This is a genomic window from Megasphaera massiliensis, from assembly GCF_000455225.1.
GTDB lineage: Bacteria > Bacillota > Negativicutes > Veillonellales > Megasphaeraceae > Megasphaera > Megasphaera massiliensis.
The window spans coordinates 158,238-177,808 of the sequence record NZ_HF954559.1; the positions used below are offsets into that span (position 1 = coordinate 158,238).

At 52.1% G+C, this 19,571-nt stretch carries 18 protein-coding genes; 14 read left to right on the top strand and 4 right to left on the bottom strand.

The window, feature by feature from the left end; translation table 11 throughout:
- Window positions 1-30: 30 nt before the first annotated feature.
- Genes aroF through TX77_RS12275 form a run of 8 tightly spaced genes read left to right on the top strand, consistent with a single transcriptional unit; the run spans window position 31 to window position 7,572 of the window.
- Window positions 31-1,053 (top strand): 3-deoxy-7-phosphoheptulonate synthase, encoded by a 1,023-nt coding sequence (aroF, locus tag TX77_RS12240; RefSeq protein ID WP_044505365.1) that lies wholly within the window; start codon window positions 31-33, stop codon window positions 1,051-1,053.
- A gap of 17 nt (window positions 1,054-1,070) precedes the next feature.
- Window positions 1,071-1,958, top strand: a complete 888-nt coding sequence (locus tag TX77_RS12245; RefSeq protein WP_044505366.1) for a prephenate dehydrogenase — start codon at window positions 1,071-1,073, stop codon at window positions 1,956-1,958.
- Complete coding sequence (gene aroB / locus TX77_RS12250; protein ID WP_044505367.1) at window positions 1,939-3,012, top strand: 3-dehydroquinate synthase; 1,074 nt, start codon at window positions 1,939-1,941, stop codon at window positions 3,010-3,012. Before TX77_RS12245 ends, aroB begins: the two co-directional genes overlap by 20 nt.
- Window positions 3,009-4,295, top strand: a complete 1,287-nt coding sequence (aroA, locus tag TX77_RS12255) for a 3-phosphoshikimate 1-carboxyvinyltransferase (protein ID WP_044505368.1) — start codon at window positions 3,009-3,011, stop codon at window positions 4,293-4,295. The genes aroB and aroA overlap by 4 nt, the downstream gene beginning before the upstream one ends.
- A 1-nt stretch (window position 4,296) precedes the next feature.
- Window positions 4,297-5,391 (top strand): chorismate synthase, encoded by a 1,095-nt coding sequence (aroC, locus tag TX77_RS12260; RefSeq protein WP_044505369.1) that lies wholly within the window; start codon window positions 4,297-4,299, stop codon window positions 5,389-5,391.
- Window positions 5,391-6,242, top strand: coding sequence for a prephenate dehydratase (gene pheA / locus TX77_RS12265; RefSeq protein ID WP_044505370.1), 852 nt, complete (start codon window positions 5,391-5,393; stop codon window positions 6,240-6,242). The genes aroC and pheA overlap by 1 nt, the downstream gene beginning before the upstream one ends.
- Window positions 6,243-7,076, top strand: a complete 834-nt coding sequence (locus TX77_RS12270) for a shikimate dehydrogenase family protein (RefSeq protein WP_044505371.1) — start codon at window positions 6,243-6,245, stop codon at window positions 7,074-7,076. It begins immediately after the preceding gene.
- Window positions 7,066-7,572, top strand: a complete 507-nt coding sequence (locus tag TX77_RS12275; protein WP_044505372.1) for a shikimate kinase — start codon at window positions 7,066-7,068, stop codon at window positions 7,570-7,572. The genes TX77_RS12270 and TX77_RS12275 overlap by 11 nt, the downstream gene beginning before the upstream one ends.
- 207 nt (window positions 7,573-7,779) lie before the next feature.
- On the opposite strand, the gene TX77_RS12280 is transcribed toward TX77_RS12275, so the two are convergent.
- Window positions 7,780-8,664 carry a LysR family transcriptional regulator gene (locus TX77_RS12280; RefSeq protein ID WP_044505373.1) on the bottom strand — a complete coding sequence of 295 codons (885 nt, stop codon included), beginning with the start codon at window positions 8,662-8,664 and terminating at the stop codon, window positions 7,780-7,782.
- 232 nt (window positions 8,665-8,896) lie between these two features.
- On the opposite strand from TX77_RS12280, the gene TX77_RS12285 reads away from it, so the two are divergent.
- The 6 genes from TX77_RS12285 to TX77_RS12310 all read left to right on the top strand — a co-directional run bounded on the left by TX77_RS12285 (window position 8,897) and on the right by TX77_RS12310 (window position 16,274).
- On the top strand, window positions 8,897-9,760 hold the full coding sequence (locus tag TX77_RS12285; RefSeq protein ID WP_230198151.1) for a quinate/shikimate dehydrogenase: 864 nt from the start codon (window positions 8,897-8,899) through the stop codon (window positions 9,758-9,760).
- Window positions 9,761-9,831: 71 nt separating this feature from the next.
- Window positions 9,832-10,674 carry a sugar phosphate isomerase/epimerase family protein gene (locus TX77_RS12290; protein WP_044505375.1) on the top strand — a complete coding sequence of 281 codons (843 nt, stop codon included), beginning with the start codon at window positions 9,832-9,834 and terminating at the stop codon, window positions 10,672-10,674.
- 36 nt (window positions 10,675-10,710) lie between these two features.
- Complete coding sequence (locus TX77_RS12295; RefSeq protein WP_044505376.1) at window positions 10,711-11,580, top strand: shikimate dehydrogenase; 870 nt, start codon at window positions 10,711-10,713, stop codon at window positions 11,578-11,580.
- Between the two features lie 29 nt (window positions 11,581-11,609).
- Window positions 11,610-13,538, top strand: coding sequence for an oxidoreductase (locus TX77_RS12300; RefSeq protein WP_044505377.1), 1,929 nt, complete (start codon window positions 11,610-11,612; stop codon window positions 13,536-13,538).
- 77 nt (window positions 13,539-13,615) lie between these two features.
- Entirely contained in the window at window positions 13,616-14,839 is a 1,224-nt protein-coding gene (locus TX77_RS12305) for an MFS transporter (protein ID WP_044505378.1), read from the top strand.
- Between the two features lie 103 nt (window positions 14,840-14,942).
- Window positions 14,943-16,274, top strand: coding sequence for an MFS transporter (locus TX77_RS12310; protein ID WP_044505379.1), 1,332 nt, complete (start codon window positions 14,943-14,945; stop codon window positions 16,272-16,274).
- A 77-nt stretch (window positions 16,275-16,351) separates the two neighbouring features.
- Here TX77_RS12310 and aroD read toward each other — a convergent pair whose 3' ends face one another.
- From aroD to TX77_RS12325, 3 genes are all read right to left on the bottom strand, one after another.
- The gene (gene aroD / locus TX77_RS12315) at window positions 16,352-17,098 is read right to left on the bottom strand and encodes a type I 3-dehydroquinate dehydratase (RefSeq protein ID WP_044505380.1); all 747 of its coding nucleotides are present in this window, start codon (window positions 17,096-17,098) and stop codon (window positions 16,352-16,354) included.
- Window positions 17,099-17,252: 154 nt separating this feature from the next.
- Window positions 17,253-18,131, bottom strand: coding sequence for a shikimate dehydrogenase (locus tag TX77_RS12320; protein WP_044505381.1), 879 nt, complete (start codon window positions 18,129-18,131; stop codon window positions 17,253-17,255).
- Between the two features lie 138 nt (window positions 18,132-18,269).
- Window positions 18,270-19,571 (bottom strand): FAD-dependent oxidoreductase (locus TX77_RS12325; protein ID WP_044505382.1); only part of this gene is annotated, 1,302 nt, incomplete at its 5' end.

Below are 19,571 nucleotides of genomic sequence, written 5' to 3' on the forward strand. Positions count from 1 at the left end.
TTTTTTATTTGAAAGGGAGGAGACACGACAATGATTATTGTGTTGAAAGCAAATGCGACAAAAGAAGAAGTAAAACCATTGATTGACAGCCTCAAAGCCAAGGGGATGCAGATTGACATCAGTAAAGGTACCCGCCAGACCGTCATGGGACTTGTCGGAAACACCGGTGTCATCGATGTCGAACAGGTCCAAAGCTATGAATTTGTTGATAAAGTCATGCGTGTCGAAGTCCCTTACAAACGAGCCAGCCGTGCCTTTCATCCTCAGGATTCGGTCATTCCTGTCGGCAGCAGCGGTGTTTCTATCGGCGGTAAAAAATTAGCCGTCATTGCTGGTCCCTGCTCCATTGAAACACCGGAGCAGATCGAAGGCGTCGCCTGTGACGTTGCAAAATCCGGGGCAGCTGTTCTTCGCGGCGGAGCTTTTAAACCGCGGACGTCGCCGTACTCCTTCCAAGGACTCGGAAATAAGGGGCTCGATATGCTGCGTGAGGCCGGCCGCAAGGCAAAACTTCCGGTCATCACGGAAATCATGTCGGCCGATAAATTACCGGTCTTTCTCGAAGACGGCGTCGATATCATCCAAATCGGGGCCCGCAACATGCAGAACTTCGACCTCCTTCGGGAGGTCGGCAAGACGAGAAAGCCTGTCTTATTAAAAAGAGGCCTCAGCGCGACCATCGAAGAATGGCTCATGTCGGCGGAATACATCATGGCTGAAGGCAACCGCAACGTTATCCTCTGTGAACGCGGCATCCGGACCTTTGAGACTTATACCCGTAATACCCTGGATTTAAGTGCTGTCCTTGCCGTTAAAAGGCAAAGCCATTTACCCATCGTCGTCGATCCCAGTCATGCGACGGGAAAACGCTGGATGGTTGCTGATTTAGCCAGAGCCGCCGTGGCTGCCGGTGCCGATGGGCTGATGATTGAAGTACATAATAATCCCGATAAGGCGTTGTGCGACGGTGCGCAGTCGATTACACCGGCCATGTTTACGGAGCTCATGGATTCACTTCGTAAATTAGCGCCCATTGTCGGACGAGAATTATAAGGAAAGCTGGGTGTGTAATGGATACGGAAGCTAGTGGTTTTAATACGAACGAGACGGTAGCTATCATCGGCTTAGGGCTCATGGGCGGTTCTTTCGCCCGCGGCCTGCGGCGCATCGGCGTAAAGCATATCATCGCCGTCGATCCCGATGAGAAGGCCCTCCAAAAGGCTAAACAGGAAGGGATGGTCGACGAAGTCTATACGACGGGCAGCGTCGCTTTGAAACGGGCTAAGATGATTATTTTCTGCACGGCGTCGGCGGTCATGATTCGATTTTTGGCTGAACATAAAGCCTTTTTTTCTCCCGGGACCATCGTAACTGACGTAGCCGGCATCAAGGGCGGTACGGCCGAAGCGATTAAGGCGCTTCTCCCGGATGGCGTTGACTTCATCCCCGGTCATCCCATGGCCGGTCGGGAAGGGAAGGGCTATGCCATGGCCAGTGCCGACATTTTTAACAATGCGAACTATATCCTCGTACCGATGCCGGAAAATAAGGAAAATCACATCCTGGCCGTTACCAGTATGGCCATGGCTCTGGGCTGTGCCCATGTCGTTCGCGTATCGCCGGAAAAACACGATCGCTTCATTGCTTATACCAGCTGCCTGCCCCATGTCTTGGCGACGGCTCTGGTCAATAGCGAATCGATGGATACGATGACCAAATACTTCGTAGCCGGCAGTTTTCGAGACGGCACCCGCGTAGCCGACATCAATGCCGCTTTGTGGACCAGCCTGTTCTTAGCCAATAAAGAGAATCTCATACATGAAATCGATTGCTTCCGAAATGCTTTACATGATTTTTCGACCATGCTCTCAGCGGAAGATACGGAAGGCATGACCCGATTTTTACAGCAAGCCGCCGCGCGGAGAAGGGACTTAGTTTATGAAACACATTCACGTTGAATTAGGTAAAGATTCGTATGATATCCATATTGAAAATGGACTGCTTGACCGGGCCGGCGACTACATCCGCAGCCTGACCAAGTCGCAGACCTTAGCCGTCATTACCGACTCCCATGTCGATGCCCTCTATGGACCGCGGTTGGAGGATTCTCTGAAGTCGGCAGGATTTCGGGTTCATCGACTGGTCTTCCCGGCCGGAGAAGAACATAAATGTGCAGAATCCCTTCTCGCCTTATACCAGTCCCTGTCCGATTCGGGAATTACCCGCAGCGACTATGTCATCGCCTTTGGCGGCGGCGTCGTCGGTGATCTAGGCGGCTTTGCAGCTGCGACCTTCTTGCGGGGCATCCCCTTTATTCAAATTCCAACAACTATCATTTCCCAGGTCGACAGCAGCGTTGGCGGGAAAGTCGGCATCGATTTGCCGAGCGGCAAGAACCAGGCCGGTAATTTTTATCAGCCCAAAGGCGTTCTCATCGACCCGGCATTGCTGCAGACCTTGCCCAAACGATTTATCCACGACGGCATGGGTGAAGTCATTAAATACGGCTGTATCCGCGATTTGGAGCTTTTTGAACTGTTAGAAAACCTCGATGATGAAGCTATTTTTGATCATTGGGAAGAAATCATTGAGCGCTGCTGTAAGAGTAAAGCCGATCTCGTCGAACGAGATGTCCTCGACATGGGGGAACGCATGATTTTAAACTTCGGACACACCATCGGCCATGCCATCGAAGGCTGCTACGGCTTTGGCTGTTATACGCACGGTGAAGGTGTTGCTGCCGGCATGTCGATGCTGACCGGCGTCACCGAGGCGATGGGCCTTACGAAAGAAGGCACGGCGATGCGGCTTCGAAAACTTCTCAGCCGCTACGGCCTGCCCGTCGACGTCGATGCCTCGGCAGCCGACCTCATCCCCTATATCAGTAATGATAAGAAGATGAGGGGCAATCACATGACGCTTATCATTTTGAAAGAAATCGGCAAGGGACGACTGCTGCCCATTGAGGCAGAGGAGTTGCCGAAATACATCCGAAAGAAGGTCGCTCCATGAATGTAACCATTAAACCACAGGCCCTGCAGGGGACGGTAGAAGCTCCGTCTTCGAAGAGCATCGGTCACCGCGACCTCATTTGCGCAGCCCTGGCAGACGGCGAGAGTCTCGTTGACAATATTTCCTTATCACAGGATATCGAGGCGACTTGCCACATCCTGAATGCCTTAGGTGCCGATATTACACCGGTGGCTTCGGTTCATCCCGGAAGATCGGCTTACCTCGTCAAAGGTGGGCTACGGAAACAGTCCGGGACTTTATCGGTCGATGCCAATGAGTCGGGGTCGACACTGCGATTCCTCGTTCCCGTCGCCGTGGTAAGCGGCAACCGCTGCACCTTTTCCGGAAGAGGCCGGCTGGCAAAAAGGCCATTGACTCCGTATTATCAACTCTTTGATGAAAAAGGCCTCGCCTATGATACGACAGACGGCGGCCTGCCTTTGACGGTAGAAGGCCGTCTTACAGCCGGATCCTACGCGCTGCGAGGGGATGTGAGCTCTCAGTTCTTTACGGGACTGCTCATGACCTTGCCCCTTCTCGACGGTGATTCGCACCTTCGCAGTACGACGCCCCTTGAATCGGCAAGTTATGTCGACATGACCATCGACTGCCTGCGCCAGCACGGCGTCGTCATCGATAAAGAATGGGACGGTTCTTACCGCATTGCCGGCAACCAGTCTTATCAGCCGGGGACATATACTGTCGAAGGGGACTACTCCCAGGCAGCCTTTTGGCTCTCTGCCGGGACCTTGGGACGGGCCGTCTGCTGCACCGGCCTTCGTCAGAACTCCTCTCAGGGAGACGAAGTCATCGTATCCCTCATCCGCGACATGGGAGGCCAAATTGAAGGTAAGACGGAATTGACGGCCTGCCCGTCGGACCTTGTCGGTCGAGTCATCGACGTGAAGGACTGCCCGGATCTGGTGCCGGTCCTGACTGTATTGGCCTCTTGTGCCAAAGGGATTACCCGCATCATCCACGCCGGTCGGGTACGCCTGAAAGAATGCGATCGCCTGCACGCCATGGCGACGGAGCTCAATAAAATCGGCGGCGACGTCGAAGAAGAAGCAGAAGGACTCATTATTCACGGCGTCGACGGCTTTACGGGCGGTACAGTCAGTGGTTGGAATGATCACCGCATCGCCATGGCCCTGGCCGTCGCCTCGCAGCGCTGCAGCCGGCCCCTTCGGATTGAAGGTGCTGACTGCGTCCGTAAATCCTATCCCGACTTCTGGCAGGATTTCGAGACCTTAGGCGGTATCATTGAAAAGGAGGAAGGATAAGATGAATACCTTTGGACAGACCATCGGCCTTACGATTTTCGGGGAATCTCACGGCGCTTCCATCGGCGCCGTACTGGACGGCCTTCCGGCCGGAATGGCCATTGACTGGGAGGCCGTCAGGCAGGAAATGGCCAGGCGGGCACCGGGAAAGAATAAGCTGTCGACGACGCGGTCGGAAAAAGACGCCTTTGAAATCCAAAGCGGATTTTTTAACGGCCATACGACGGGGACGCCTTTATGTGCCATGATTCGCAACGGTGATCAGCATTCGCGGGATTACGATCAGCTGCGTCATATCATGCGGCCCGGCCATGCCGATTACTCCGGTAAGATTCGCTATGGCGGCTTCAACGACTACCGCGGCGGCGGCCATTTTTCCGGCCGGCTGACGGCGCCGTTGGTCTTTGCCGGTGCCGTCGCTTCCCAGATGTTGGCCAGTAAAGGTGTCGTCATCGGATCCCATATCCTGCGCGTGGCTGATGTCACGGATGCGAGCTTTTCGCCCCTCGGTGAATCGGCAGAAACTTTGCAGGCCTTAAAAGCGGAAACCCTTCCCGTCCTCGATAAGAAAAAGGCCGCGGCGATGGAAGAACGAATCGTAGCCGCTAAAAATGACCTCGACTCCGTCGGCGGCGTCATCGAATGTATGGTTACCGGCCTTCCGGCGGGTCTGGGCGATCCCTTTTTCGACTCCGTTGAAAGCTGTCTCAGCCATATGATGTTTTCTGTTCCGGCTGTAAAGGGCATTGAGTTTGGCGACGGCTTTTCTTTAACCGGCCTTCGGGGATCTCAGGCCAACGATGCTTTCTATTACGACCAAGAAGGTGTGGTGAAGACCAAAACCAATCACAACGGCGGCATCAACGGCGGCATTACCAACGGCATGCCCCTCGTATTCCGCCTGGCCGTCAAGCCGACATCGTCGATTAGCCGAGCCCAGGACACGATTGATACGGATACGCAGGAAAACTGCCAACTGGTCATCAAAGGGCGTCACGATCCATGTATCGTCCAACGGGCCGTGCCCGTCGTCGAAGCGGCAGCTGCTTGGGCCATCCTCGACGTTTGGCTGTCGACGAAAGGGCGGTGTCTGTAATGGAGGAACCTGGCGAGAAAGAACTGCGCATCGCCTGTTTCGGCCGGCCCGGTTCCTATACGGATGAAGCCATGGGGCTCTATTTCGACGATCGGGATTTTACGGCGGCGTATGTCCCGCATTTTGAAGACGTCATCCAAGCCGTCGCTTCCCGGAAGGTCCGATACGGCGTCTTGCCCATTGAAAATTCCTCGACCGGCGGAATCACCGATGTCTATGACTTCATCCATCGCTATGACTGTTGTATCGTCGGAGAGAAATACGTCAAGATAGACCATTGCCTGCTCGGCCTGCCGGGGACAAGGATTGACGACCTTCGTGAAGTCTATTCCCATATTCAGGGCCTGAATCAGTGCCGGGACTATCTGAAACATCACCCAAAGTGGCAGCTCCACCCTTATTTCAGCACATCAGAGAGCGCCGAAAAGGTACGGGATATGAAAAATCCCTATATCGGGGCCATTGCCAATAAGACAGCAGCCAAGCTGTACGAATTGGACGTACTGGCAGAATCAATCAACGACAATACCCAGAACTATACTCGTTTTTTCATCATTACGGCTGACCGGGAAGAAGTGCCGGAGGCAGATAAAATCACTTTGGTCCTGACGACGCAGCATCGCCCCGGTGCCTTGTATCACGTCTTGGGCTACTTTTTCTACAACGGTATGAATATGACTCACTTGGAGTCACGGCCCCTTAAAGGGAGGCCTTTTGAATACTTTTTCCACATCGATGTCATGGGAAATCTCAGCGATCCGGCAACGGCCCGGGTACTGCATAATCTGGCAGAACACTGCAACTACTTTAAAATTCTAGGCAACTACGTATCCGACCGAGGAGGGATATAGATGAAGTTAGGCGTCATCGGAGCTAAACTGGGCCATACGGCTTCTCCGGCAATCCACGACAAACTGTTTCGCATCTTACAAGTTCAGGATAAATCTCGCTACGGCGTCTTAGAAATGGACCGCAACGACATTCCCAATGAACTGCGGCGCCTTCGCCATGAAGGCTATACCGGGGCCAACGTTACCATTCCTTATAAATTAGACGTTATGCCCTATTTGACGGATATCTCTCGAGAAGCCCGTATCATCGGCGCCGTCAATACGATCCACTTTACCGATTACGGTACCTTCGGATACAATACGGATTACTGCGGTTTCGGAAGATCTTTGGCCCATGCCGGCATCTCTGTGAAAGATAAGGAGTGCGTCGTCCTCGGTTCCGGTGGTGGAGCCCGGGCTATCATCCAATACCTCTTTGATTACGGGGCAAAATCCATCGTCGTCGTATCGCGGAGACCTCATTCAAAGACGGACTTTGAAGCCTTTACGAAACGCATCGGCGTCGAAACTATCGATTATCATACTTTTGAAACGTCTTGCCGCGGCGATATCCTGGTAAACTGCACACCTGTCGGCATGTTTCCCAATATCGACGGTTGTCCCATATCGGAAGCGGCTGTGGCCAGGTTCCCGGCCGTCGTCGATATCGTATACAATCCGAAAGATACCTGCATTTTGCAGGCCGCAAAGCGCCATGGTGCCAAGACCTTAAACGGCATGTACATGCTCGTTGCCCAGGCCATAGGCTCTGAAGAAATTTGGATGGATCAGGAAATTGCCTCGACCGTTATTGAAAAGATTGCAAAGGAGATGGAACATTATTATGAAAAATAAACAGAACATCATCATCATCGGTATGCCCGGCAGCGGTAAGACGACTTTCGGACGAGCTTTGGCACAGCGTCTGGGACGGGACTTTTTCGATGCCGATGACGTCATCGTAGCCCAAGAAGGAAAGACGATTCCCGAACTCTTTGCCGTCAGTGAAGACTGCTTCCGCGATGCCGAAGTACGGGCCAGCAAGACGCTCGCGGCTAAAGAAGGGACGGTCGTCGCCTGCGGCGGCGGCGTCGTCAAGCGCTCGGAAAACATCGAAATCTTTAAACAGACGGGAATCGTCTTCTTCCTCGACCGCTCACCTGATGATATCGTCAGTGATGTCGACGTCTCGACGCGGCCCCTCTTAAAGGACGGAAAACAGAAAGTATACGACCTTTACGACGAACGCATTGGCCTCTATCGCAATGCCGCCGATTACCGTGTCCTCAATGATAAAACCATCGAGGAAGTATTAGATTCCTTTGAGACCCTTATTGAAACGATTGAATAACTCCCGAAACAGATATCCCCTTAGGGAAGGATTCTTCCCTAAGGGGATATCTGTTTATCTATGTGAAATTTTCACATTCTTAATTCGGTAAATCCGGGGATAGACGGACGATGTCGGATTCCTTGGTTTTCCATTAAAAATATGCATAATGCCATAGATAAAATTTTGGTATCCGGACTGCTGTTTGGGCATATATCTGAAAAAATATTAGGTATTACGAACTTTATCTAAAACAAATTTTTTGAAATCTTGGACGACCGGCGGGGCATATTGGTTCTTATTGGAAATCATATAAAATTTTCGTTCGTATGAAGGATGGGAAATGGGCAGAATCTTGACGTCTAACTGTAAGAGCATATCCATGAAGGGGACGACAGCAATGCCGAAGTTCTGTGCGACAAGTCCGGCAACGACCTGATCTTCCGATACTTCATAGGCTATTTTGGGAGTTTCGTTGATTTCTGCAAACATATGGGCTACGATGGGACGCAGGCCCGACGTCTTATCGAAGAAGACATAGGGATAATCTAAGGTGTCTCTGAGGTCGACGACATAGTTTTGAGCCAGGGGATGGTCATTGGGGACAATCAGAACCAGCTCCTGTTTGGCAATGGCCGTCGCTTCAAATTGAGACATGGTCTGGGGGCGTGATGCAAAGACGACGTCGAAGGTGCCTTCTGCTAAGGATTGGATGAGGCGGTTGGACAAGCCGATGTGGAAGGTAAAGCGGATATCCTTATCCGGGCGGGACGCTTTAAAGGCGGCAGCCAGTTCCGGGACCTCGCGGATCCCCAGTGTCCGCAGACAGCCGATACGGATGATTCCGTTGCCGCGGGAGCCGCTTTTTATCGTTTCGATACCGTTGTCGAGAATATTGAGTGATGAATTGACGCTGGCGAAAAACTGCTTGCCAAAGCCGGTCAAGTCCGTACCGTGAGGCCCCTTTTCGAAGAGAGGGACACCGAGTTCTTTTTCAAGTTGGGAAATGGCGTGACTCAGACTGGGCTGGGTAATACAGAGCAATTCGGCGGTTTTGGTATAGTGTTTTATCTGGGCTAATTTGACGAAATATCTGAGATGGGAAAGATTCATGGTCGTCCTCCTGGCGAACTGTCGTCGCCGCAGCTATTACATTTAGTTACATATAAGACCATTTTATCATCGCCGATAGTTTTAGTCTATGAAAACATGAAAATTATTGATTTGTTAAATGATTCACAATGCGGTACCATAGACCCATCGAAGGACAGGCGTCGAAGAAAAACAACGGAGCCTGCCGCATCTTTGATTTTTACACTTACTTATGAAAAGGAAGCGTTTATTCGTGCATATTTCAGGACATACCCGGCTGCTCGGTCTCATCGGGACCCCGGTCGATCATTCTAAGTCTCCACAGATGTATAATTACTGTTTTCAGAAATTCAATCAGGACTTTGCGTATTTTGCTTTCGATGTCAATGCAGACAATGTCGAAAAAGCCCTTCATTCGCTGAAAACGTTGAACTTTCGCGGTGCTAATGTGACCATGCCTTTAAAAAATGCCGTCATTCCCTTTCTCGATAAGGTATCGCCGGCAGCCAAGGCAGTCGGTTCCGTCAATACCATCGTCAACGACGACGGTGTCCTCACCGGCCACATTACGGACGGCGCAGGCTATACGCTCAATCTTAAAACCGGTGGTGTGTCAGTAAAAGGGAAGAAGATCACCTTAGTCGGTGCCGGCGGCGTGGCCTCGGCCATCATGATCCAATGTGCCTTAGAAGGGGTGCGGGAGATTTCCGTATTTAACTTGAAGGATAGTTTCTGGTCTCGGGCCGAAGCCAATGTAAAGGCTATCTGTCAGTGCGTGCCCGGCGTTAAGATCACCTTGGATGATTTGGGTGATAAAGACCTGCTGAAACGTGAAATTGCCGACAGCGATATCCTTTCGAATGCCACTCGCTTGGGAATGGCGCCCTTTGAAGATAAGAGCATCATCGACGGTCTCGACGTACTGCGTCCCGATTTGATCGTTACCGATGTCGTCTATGCGCCGGCTGAAACGAAGCTCCTGAAACAGGCTAAAGCCGCAGGCTGCCGAACCTTTGAAGGCCTTGGCATGCTGCTCTTCCAGGGCGCTGAAGCATATCGCCTCTATACCGGCGGAACGATGCCCGTCGATGAAATTAAGGACTTGCTTTATAAATAGCTTTTTACTGCGTAGGCAGCGATGAGAATATATAACATATTATTTATATTATACTAAGGAGTGTATCTATTATGTCTAAAAAATCCCCGATTACAATAAGTTCCTGGACCCTTGGCGATCAGTGTACCTTTGAAGAACGCGTCAGCGCTGCGAAAGAAGCCGGCTTTGAAGGCATTGGCCTCCGTGCTGAAACCTATGTCGATGCCTTAGCTGAAGGCCTTCATGACGAAGATATCCTGGCCATCCTCGACAAATACGATATGAAGGTTACGGAAGTCGAATACATCACTATGTGGGCTGAAGACCACCGCTCGTATGAACAGAAGTATAAAGAACAGATCTGCTTCCATATGTGCGACCTCTTCAACGTCCAGCACATCAATATCGGTTTGATGGAAAAATACTCCGTTGAACATACGGCTCAGAAATTGAAAGAATTGTGCCACCGTGCCGGCAAATACATCATCGGCGTTGAACCCATGCCGTACTCCGGTATCCCCGACGTCAAAACGGGCTGGGCTGTCGTCAAAGGCAGCGGCTGCGACAATGCCAAACTCATCCTTGACAGCTGGCACTGGATCCGCGCTAACCAGTCTTACGATCCGTCGTACCTGGCCGACATTCCGGCAGATAAAATTATCTCCATCCAGATCAACGACGTTCAGCAGCATCCTTATGCACCGACGATTCTCCGTGACGAATCGATGCATGACCGCATGATTCCCGGTACGGGCTACGGTGATACGGCAGGCTTCGTCAAGATGATCCGCGACGAAGGCATTGAACCGAAGGTCTGCGGCGTCGAAGTTATCAGCGACGTCATCGTTGCTAAAGGCGTTAAGGAAGCAGCAAAAGAAAACTTTGAAGGCACAAAGAAAGTATTAGAACAGGTTTGGCCTGAAATCTGCGGCTAATCGGCTGTGATATAGTAAGAGAAGGGAGTTTTAAACATGGAAGCAAGAATTGATGGACATACACAATTATTCGGTTTATTCGGTTCACCGGTCGGTCATTCCGGATCCCCGGTCATGTACAATTATACGTTCGCCCGCCTCGGTATCAATGCGGCTTATTTGGCTTTCGATGTACAAATCGATCAGCTGCCGGACGTCATCACAGCTGTCCGCACCTTGAATATCGGCGGTTTTAACGTTACCATGCCCTGCAAGACGGCTATTGCCCAGTACCTCGATGAACTGTCTCCGGCTGCTGAATTGATCGGTGCCTGCAACACTGTCGTCGTTAAGGACGGCAAGTTGATCGGCAACAACACCGACGGCGTCGGCTTCGTACATAACCTTCACGAAAATGGGGTCGACATCAAAGGCAAGAAAATCGTTCTCCTCGGTGCCGGCGGTGCCGCTACGGCCATTGCCTGCCAGGCTGCCCTCGATGGCGCAGCTGAAGTTGCCATCTTCAACCGTAAAGACGAATTTTTTGCCAATGCCGAAAAGACGGTCGAAAAGATTACGGCAGCGGACCTTTCCTGCAAGGTTTCGGTCACCGATTTAGCCGATGAAGAAGCCTTGAAAGCAGCCATTGCCCAAACGGATATCTTGGTCAATGCTACGAAAGTCGGCATGGCACCCCTCGACGGCCAGAGCCTGATTAAGAAAGAATACCTTCGCTCCGACTTAGTCGTTGCCGATACGGTTTATAATCCGAAAGATACGCAGATGATCTTGGATGCTAAGGAAGCAGGCTGCAAAGCGGCTGTCGGCGGCATCGGCATGCTCCTCTGGCAGGGCGTAGCTGCCTTTAAACTCTTCACCGGCAAGGATATGCCTCATGAAGAAGTTTTTGAAAAATTCTTCGCTTAAGTTTATTCATACTCAAGGAGATTATCGATATGAAATTCAACGCTATGTTCCAACCGATTCAGATTGGTTCCGTTACCGTTCCCAACCGCTTCGTCGTTCCGCCCATGGGCAACAACTTTGCCAATACGGACGGTACATTGAGCGATCGCTCGGCTGCTTACTACGCAGCTCGTGCCAAAGGCGGCTTCGGTCTGATTACGATTGAATCTACCGTCGTTTACAGTGAAGCTAAAGGCGGCCCGCGCAAACCGTGCCTCTTTTCCGATGATACAGTCGACAGCTTCCGCAAAGTCGCTGATGCGATCCATGAAAATGGCGCTATTGCTTCTATCCAGCTTCAGCATGCCGGTCCGGAAGGCAACTCGGCGCTTACGGGCTTTCCCTTAAAAGCTGCCAGTGCCATCGCTCCCTCGTCGGGCCGCGAAGTACCGGTCGCTATTTCTCGTGAAGAAATCTATAAGTTGGTCGAATGCTATGGCGATGCGGCTGCCCGCGCTCAGCGTGCCGGCATCGATATGGTCGAAGTCCACTGTGCCCACGGTTACTTGGTCAGCACCTTCATTTCGTCCCGTACCAACAATCGTCTCGACGAATTCGGCGGTTGCTTTGAAAACCGCATGCGCCTGCCGCGGTTGATCATTGAAAACATCCGCAAAAAGACGGGCGGCAAGATGCCGATCCTCTGCCGTATTAACGCCAGCGATGACATTGAAGGCGGTCAGACGATTCAGGATGCAGCAGCCGTTGCAGCATATCTTGTCGAAGAATGCGGCGTCAACGCCCTCCATGTCAGCCGTGCCGTCCACGTCCATGACGAATTCATGTGGGCCCCCGGTGCCGTTCACGGTGGTTTCAGCGCTCCTTTGGTCGAAGAAATCAAACGGGCCGTCGACGTTCCTATCATTACCGTCGGCCGTTATACGGAACCGCAGTATGCTGAACTCTTGGTCCGTGAAGGCCGTATCGACCTCGTTGCCTTTGGCCGTCAGAGTCTGGCTGATCCGGAAATGCCGAACAAGGCTAAAAACGGCGACCTCGACAGCATGACGCCGTGCATCGGCTGTCTTCTCGGCTGTGTACCTTACATGTTCCGCGGCGAACCGATTACCTGCGCACTGAACCCTGAATGCGGTCGTGAAGCAGAAATCGTGCCGGCCGACAAGCGCAAAAAAGTCGTCGTCGTCGGCGGCGGCCCCGGCGGTCTCTATGCTGCCCGCATCTGCGCACAGCGCGGTCATCAGGTCACCCTTCTCGAACGAGGCGATGAACTCGGCGGCAACTTCCGCTTAGCCGCTTTCCCGGCTGATAAAGGGGATCTGACCTCGGCTATCCGCAGCTACATCGTCCGCGCCGAAGAAGCCGGTGTCACCATTAAGATGAACACCGAAGCGACGGTCGAACTGCTGAAAGACATGGCTCCCGATGCCGTCATCTTTGCGACCGGTTCGGTACCGCTTATCCTGAATATCCCGGGCCTGGCTGACTCGGACTACATTACGGCACAGGATATGCTGAGCGGCCGCTATGAAATCGGCAAAAAAGCCCTCGTTGTCGGCGGCGGTATGGTCGGCTGTGAAGCTGCCGAATTCCTCTGCGAACGGGATCACAAAGTCACGGTCATCGAAATGAAAGAGCAGCTCGCTGCTGACGTTTCCAAAGAAAACCGGGTCTTCATCTTCAACGATTTCGAACGCCACGGCGTAGAACTCGTACCGGGCGCTAAAGTTACGGAATTCTTTAAAGACGGCGTCAACTATGAAATGGCTGACGGAACGAAAGGCGAATTACGCGGCTTCGACAGCATCGTCTTGGCCATGGGTTCCCGCAGCTACAACCCGCTCAATGAAGAAGTCTCTAAATTCGTGCCGCAGACCTTCGTCATTGGCGAAGCTTTCAAAGCACCTGGCAGCGCCCTTACGGCGACGACCGATGCCTTCAATGCAGCCTTAGAAATCTAAGCACTTATTGCGAATAGCAACGTGTCTCCCGAATCCTTGATTTGGGAGACATAAAGTGCTATCAGGAGGAATAGAACGTGGAAGTAACAAAGACCAGTAAAAAGTTGTATCTTACAGCTATCGTATTATATCTTAACTATCTGATCCTTGGTGTGGCCGCATCCATTCTCGGCCATTATAAACAAGCTTTGGCCCAGCAATGGGGGTCGGCACAGCTTGCCGGAGGCCTCTATGATGCCAGCGGCGTCGTCTGGGTATCGGCTTCTCTCGGCCTTGGCTGCCTCATCGGCAGTTTCTTTTCCGGTCCCTTATCCGACCGCTTTGGCCGCCGTATCGTTTCTTTTTTTGGCAGCGTTCTCTATGCCGTCTTTTTCTTAGGCGTCGCCTTTGCCGATAATCTGACGGTGGCCTATATTGCCGGCCTTATCGGCGGTATCGGTAATGCCTGCCTTAACGGCGGTGTCATTCCGGCTGCTATGGAAATCTTCGTCGGCCGCAGCGCTTTTGCCAGCATCATGACGAAATTGTTCATCGCTATCGGCCAGTTCATCCTGCCGTTCATGATCATGTTTACGGCTTCGGCTCAGATGCCGCACACGACCCTGTTTTACTTGTTCCCGGTTATCTGCGCTGTCATCGCCGTCTTGACGATGATTATGCCCTTCCCGAAACAGGCCGGTGTATCGGATAAGGGGGATGAACCGTCCTTCATGGAAAACCTGAAAAATCTGAAATTTACAGCCAGCAGCATCGCCTTGATCATCATGGGCTTTACGACGACGGCTACTTTCCAGATTTGGGTAAACTGCAACCAGGAATACGGCAAATGGGTCGGCATGTCCAACCCGTCGGTCATCCAGTCTTATTATTCTATCGGCGTCATCGTTGCCGTCCTGCTTACGGCTGCCATTGCCGATAAGGTCATCAAGTCCATTCGCTTGGTATTCTGGTATCCCTTGATTGCCTTCGTCATGTTCGTCATCTTGGCTCTCGTCCAAGATCCGACGGTAACCATTATCGGCGGCTTTGTCATCGGCTTTGCGGCAGCCGGCGGCGTATTGCAGCTGGTTACGGCTACGGTCAGTGACCTCTTCCCGCAGGTAAAAGGGACGATCATCAGTATCGTCATGATCCTTTCCAGTATCGGTACTTGGGTTGGTGTATCGGCAGCCGGTTCGATTGCAACAGCCGGCGGTGCCAATGGCCCGGTTTACGTCGTTATCTTTGATGCGGCCATTACCTTGTTGAGTGTCTTGTTGGCCCTGTTCGTCAATATCTCGGCTAAAAAAGCAGCTCGCTAGGATAGATAATCTCTGCCAGAATGAAATCTGGCAGAGATATTTTCCTATCTTTTTATCAAACTATGTGAATAATAGAACTTAATAAATTTGAGGTGATTGTACAATGAATACCAATCGATTTCAGGCGTCCCGGGAAAAGGGGCAGAAACCGACTGGCAAACGCTGGTTTATGTTGTCTTTGATTTTTGTGCTGACGGCGATTAACTATTTGGATCGGACGAATATGGCCGTAGCGGCTCCGAGCATGAGCGCTGAACTCGGCTTCAGCGCAGCGACGATGGGCATGCTGCTGTCGGCTTTTGCCTGGGCGTATGCCTTGATGCAGGTACCGGGAGGTTATTTCCTGGAACGAGTCGGCCCGCGCATTACCTATACGATTTCCCTGTTTTTGTGGTCCTTGTTTACCATGATCATGGGCCTTGGCAACAGCTTTTTATCTTTGTTCGGCATTCGTTTGGCCATCGGGGCTGCAGAATCGCCGGCTTTTCCGACCAATAGCCGCGTCGTAGCGGCCTGGTTCCCCGATCATGAACGGGCGACGGCGACGTCTATCTATACGGCTGCTGAATTTATTGGCTTGGCTTTCTTAACGCCGGTTTTGTTTTGGATTTTGGATACCTTCGGCTGGCGAGAAGTCTTCTATATTACCGGTGTCATCGGTATCGGAGTCAGCGTCATTTGGTATTGGCTATACCGGGACCCGAAGGACTGCCAAGGCGTCAATCAGGCTGAACTCGACTATATTCGTCAAGGTGGGGGACAGGCTGAAGAGGCCGGTACGTCTAAAAAAATCACCATGGCTCAACTCAAAGAACTGTTTCGCCATCGCCAGCTCATCGGCATTTATATCAGCCAGTTTGCCAATACGAGCACGATGTACTTCTTCTTGACTTGGTTCTCGACGTACTTGATTATGGCAAAAAATCTTCCTATGTTAAAAGCCGGGATTTATGCCATCATCCCTTATTTCGGCGCCCTCATCGGTGTCCTCCTCGGCGGTCGCTGGTCCGATCACATGTTGAAGAAAGGCGCTTCTTTATCGAAGGCCAGAAAGCTGCCTATTGCCTGCGGCTTGATCTGCTCCATGTCGATCATGGCAGCGAATTACTTTGATTCACTGGACATCATCATTGCTATCATGGCCTTATCCTTTTTTGGCCAAGGCATGGCCGCCATCATTTGGAGTACCGTTGGGGACGTTGCTCCCAAGGAATCGTTGGACCTGGCCGGTGGTGTATTCAGCTTTGCCGGTAATTTGGCCGGTATCGTAACGCCCATCGTCATCGGATTCATCGTCCAGCTTACCGGTTCTTTTGTCGGTGCCATGGTCTTTATCAGTGCCGTTGCCGCCGTCGGCGTCTTGTCGCTCATCTTCATCGTCGGCGATATTCACCGCTTGGAAACAAAGGACACCTCATCTTCAACCCTACCTTAAAAACATCTTTGCAAACGAAAACGAGCCCGTCACGACAATCTTGTCATGACAGGCTCGTTATTTTATGTCTTATTCTATTAGTGAAGGGCTCGCAGGATTTGCTGCAGTGTCGTAACTTCGAGCTGGCCCGGAGCCGATGCTTTTTTGGCAGAACCAAAGGTCAGGGCCGAACCGAAAATTTCGCCGCTGATACGGCTGATGGCACCGAGTTTTCCCATGGACATGGTGATGATCGGTTCATCAGGATACTGGGCTTTTACGGCTTCCGTCGCCGACAGCAAGGTCAGGACGTCTTTGGCAGACGTCGGCATACAGGCCAGTTTTGCCACGTCGGCGCCGAGCTTTTTCATACCCGTCAAGCGGCCGGTGATGTCATCGAAAGACGGCGTCTTGTCGAAATCATGGTTGCTCATGATGACGGTGACGTTGTGGGCTTTGGCAGCAGCCAAGGTCTTCTCGATGCTTTCGCGGCTGCGGAAGTATTCGACATCAACGGCGTCGACTTTACCGCTTTCGATGGCGTAGTTGATGAGGTCGAAGTAGTAAGTTTCCGGAACGGCTGTTTCACCGCCTTCTTCCTTTGTACGGAAGGTGAACAGAATGGCTCCGTTGGGAAGTTCCCGGCGAACGGCATCCAGGGCTTCGCCGACGGCTTCGAGGGACGTGACGTCCTTTAAGAAGTCGATACGGAGTTCGACGACATCGTAAATTTTATCTTGGAGATAACGGCACTCCTGAACGAGCTCATCGACAGAATGGCCGACGATGGGGACGCAGATTTTAGGCATCCCGTTGTCGAGAGTGACGTTGCCAATTTTAACCATATTTTAAATCCTCCTATGCTTTCATGACGCTATTATAACGCACGTTGATGATGCAGGCAATGAGAAAACTTGTCAGGGCCGGCGGCTGCTGTGCCCTATCGTCAGGGGGACGGCCGGCAGCCTGACAACGTCTCTCGGTTTTTTTTAGGACGGTTTAGAAAAGGACGTCTTTAATGAAGTCTACGGGCATTTCTTTCCCCGTCCAAAGTTTGAAGGCAGCGGCGCCCTGATAGAGCATCATGCCCAGGCCGTTGAAGTTTTTGCAGCCCACTTCATCGCACCATCTCATCAACTTCGTCTGACGCGGAGCATAGACCGTATCCATGACGACCAAATCCGGGCGGAGATAGGATTTATCCGGAAGGGCGACGACGTCTTCGAGGGGCTTCATGCCGCACGAAGAGCTGTCGATGAGGATGTCGGCGCTGTCTAATTCTTCTTTTAATTTTGCGTGGTCTTCAAGATGGTAAATATTGACGACGCAGTCCGTCCGTTCGCGGAGCTTCTTGACCGTTTCTTCGCCGTGGGCAAAGAATTCATCGTCGCGGTTGAAAATTGTCAGTTCCCGGACACCGTCGAGGGCGGCCTGGACCTGGATGGCCGTTGCAGCACCGCCGGCGCCGATGACGACCATTTTTTTGCCGACGTATTCAACGCCTTCGTCTTTGAGAGCCTGCATGGCGCCGACGCCGTCGGTAATGGTACCGGTCAGAACGCCGTTATCGTTGACGACGGTGTTGCAGGCGCCAATGATCTGAGAGGCCGGCGACAATTTGTCGAGGTACTGCGTAATCGGCCCCTTGTTGGGCATGGAAACGTTCCAGCCGCGGACTTTCATAGCGCGAAGGCCTTTTACCGTGTCTTCCAGCGTCGAGTTGTCGACTTCAAAGCAGACATAGACGTAATCGAGGCCCAATTTTTTGAAGGCTTCGTTATGCATCGTCGGTGACATGCTGTGGCGAATCGGATAGGCGATGAGGCCGATTAATTCCGTATGACCCGTGACGCGTTCTGTAACTGCAATTTTACCCATGATAGAATCCTCCTGTTGTGAGAATAAAGGAATATCGTATTTTAATATTTGAATCGTCTTTCCATGAAGGGATACAAAAAGATAGGAAAGCAGGACACCGCCGCTTGAAACAGCAGCAGTATCCTGTTTTCTGCTTACCTAGTCGTCGAAACCGCCAATCATGTCGATCGTAGCGACGATGTCACGGCCTACTTCCGTGCCGTGGATAATCTGACCGGTCTTGCGGCTGTTGCCAAAGTTGCAGAAGGGGATTCCCTGTTCTTTGGCATAGGCTTCAAAGGGGTTATCCGACGGGATGTCGGGAACAAGGCCCATGCAAATGAACCCGTAGTCGAAGGGATACTCGGCAGATTCACCGTTGTGGGAGGCAATGAATTTGTCCGGGCAGACCTTTTTTAAGGACGTGCTGAGATGCATGTCAACGGGGTGCTTTTCTAAGAGCTCTTTGAAGGTCGCTTTGGAAACGATATCGGCGTCTTTCCCGAAGGACGGCATCATTTCAATCATGGTGACATCGGCTTTTCGCAGGGTGAAGAATTCCATGACGTCCAAACCGACGGCACCGCAGCCGATGACGACGACTTTTTTGCCTTCTGCATTGGCTTCGTAGTAAGGAATGTTGTCCATGAATCCGTAGATGGAGCGAATGTGGGAACCTTCGGCATCAGTCAGTTCACGGAGACCTTCGATAGGCGGAAGCATGGGACGGGAGCCCGTTGCGGCATAGAGAATGTCCGGCTTTAATTCAGCCAAGAGTTCCTTCGTTGCCGTCGTGTTCAGGCGAATCGTCAGGTTCGGCAGCTTGGCAGCCCGGCGTTCGAGATAGGCCGGGAAGTCTTCGATGCGTTTCTTTTCCGGCAGCAAGGCAATCTTGCGGGTCAGGCCGCCCAGTTTGTCTTCCCGTTCGAGGAGAGTGACCCGACAGCCGACTTCAGCTGCCGAGCAGGCTGCTTCTAAGCCCGATGTACCGCCGCCGATGACGACGACATGGATGTCGCGGGTGACCTTCTGTTTCTTATATTGGTCGCCGCCGATGACGTCGGGATTGACGGTGCAGCGAATGGGCTGCGATTTGAAAATGCGGTGATCGGCACAGCCGATGTTGCAGGAGATGCACTGACGGATGCAGTCCGTACGGCCGAACTGTGCTTTGCGGGCCCAATCGGGATCGGCGATGAGGCCGCGGCCGATGGCGATGAAGTCGGTCTTACCTTCGGCAATGACCTGGTCAGCGATTTGCGGATTGCGGATGTTGCCGGATGCGATGACCGGTTTGTTGAATTTCTTCTTGACGGCTTCGGCCAGGTAGACGCGCCAGGCGTCAGGCATGTCGCATTTATCGATCTGGTACTGGATGGAGTCGTTGACGGCAGCCGATACGTTGATGATATCGACTTCCGGTTCGATGTATTCGAGGAGTTTTAACGAGTCTTCCAAGGT

Bases quoted from the DNA above. Each gene is read 5' to 3' on its own strand.
- aroF (WP_044505365.1), top strand. From the start codon at position 31: ATGATTATTGTGTTGAAAGCAAATGCGACAAAAGAAGAAGTAAAACCA.
- TX77_RS12245 (WP_044505366.1), top strand. From the start codon at position 1,071: ATGGATACGGAAGCTAGTGGTTTTAATACGAACGAGACGGTAGCTATC.
- aroB (WP_044505367.1), top strand. From the start codon at position 1,939: ATGAAACACATTCACGTTGAATTAGGTAAAGATTCGTATGATATCCAT.
- aroA (WP_044505368.1), top strand. From the start codon at position 3,009: ATGAATGTAACCATTAAACCACAGGCCCTGCAGGGGACGGTAGAAGCT.
- aroC (WP_044505369.1), top strand. From the start codon at position 4,297: ATGAATACCTTTGGACAGACCATCGGCCTTACGATTTTCGGGGAATCT.
- pheA (WP_044505370.1), top strand. From the start codon at position 5,391: ATGGAGGAACCTGGCGAGAAAGAACTGCGCATCGCCTGTTTCGGCCGG.
- TX77_RS12270 (WP_044505371.1), top strand. From the start codon at position 6,243: ATGAAGTTAGGCGTCATCGGAGCTAAACTGGGCCATACGGCTTCTCCG.
- TX77_RS12275 (WP_044505372.1), top strand. From the start codon at position 7,066: ATGAAAAATAAACAGAACATCATCATCATCGGTATGCCCGGCAGCGGT.
- TX77_RS12280 (WP_044505373.1), bottom strand. From the start codon at position 8,664: ATGAATCTTTCCCATCTCAGATATTTCGTCAAATTAGCCCAGATAAAA.
- TX77_RS12290 (WP_044505375.1), top strand. From the start codon at position 9,832: ATGTCTAAAAAATCCCCGATTACAATAAGTTCCTGGACCCTTGGCGAT.
- TX77_RS12295 (WP_044505376.1), top strand. From the start codon at position 10,711: ATGGAAGCAAGAATTGATGGACATACACAATTATTCGGTTTATTCGGT.
- TX77_RS12300 (WP_044505377.1), top strand. From the start codon at position 11,610: ATGAAATTCAACGCTATGTTCCAACCGATTCAGATTGGTTCCGTTACC.
- TX77_RS12310 (WP_044505379.1), top strand. From the start codon at position 14,943: ATGAATACCAATCGATTTCAGGCGTCCCGGGAAAAGGGGCAGAAACCG.
- aroD (WP_044505380.1), bottom strand. From the start codon at position 17,098: ATGGTTAAAATTGGCAACGTCACTCTCGACAACGGGATGCCTAAAATC.
- TX77_RS12320 (WP_044505381.1), bottom strand. From the start codon at position 18,131: ATGGGTAAAATTGCAGTTACAGAACGCGTCACGGGTCATACGGAATTA.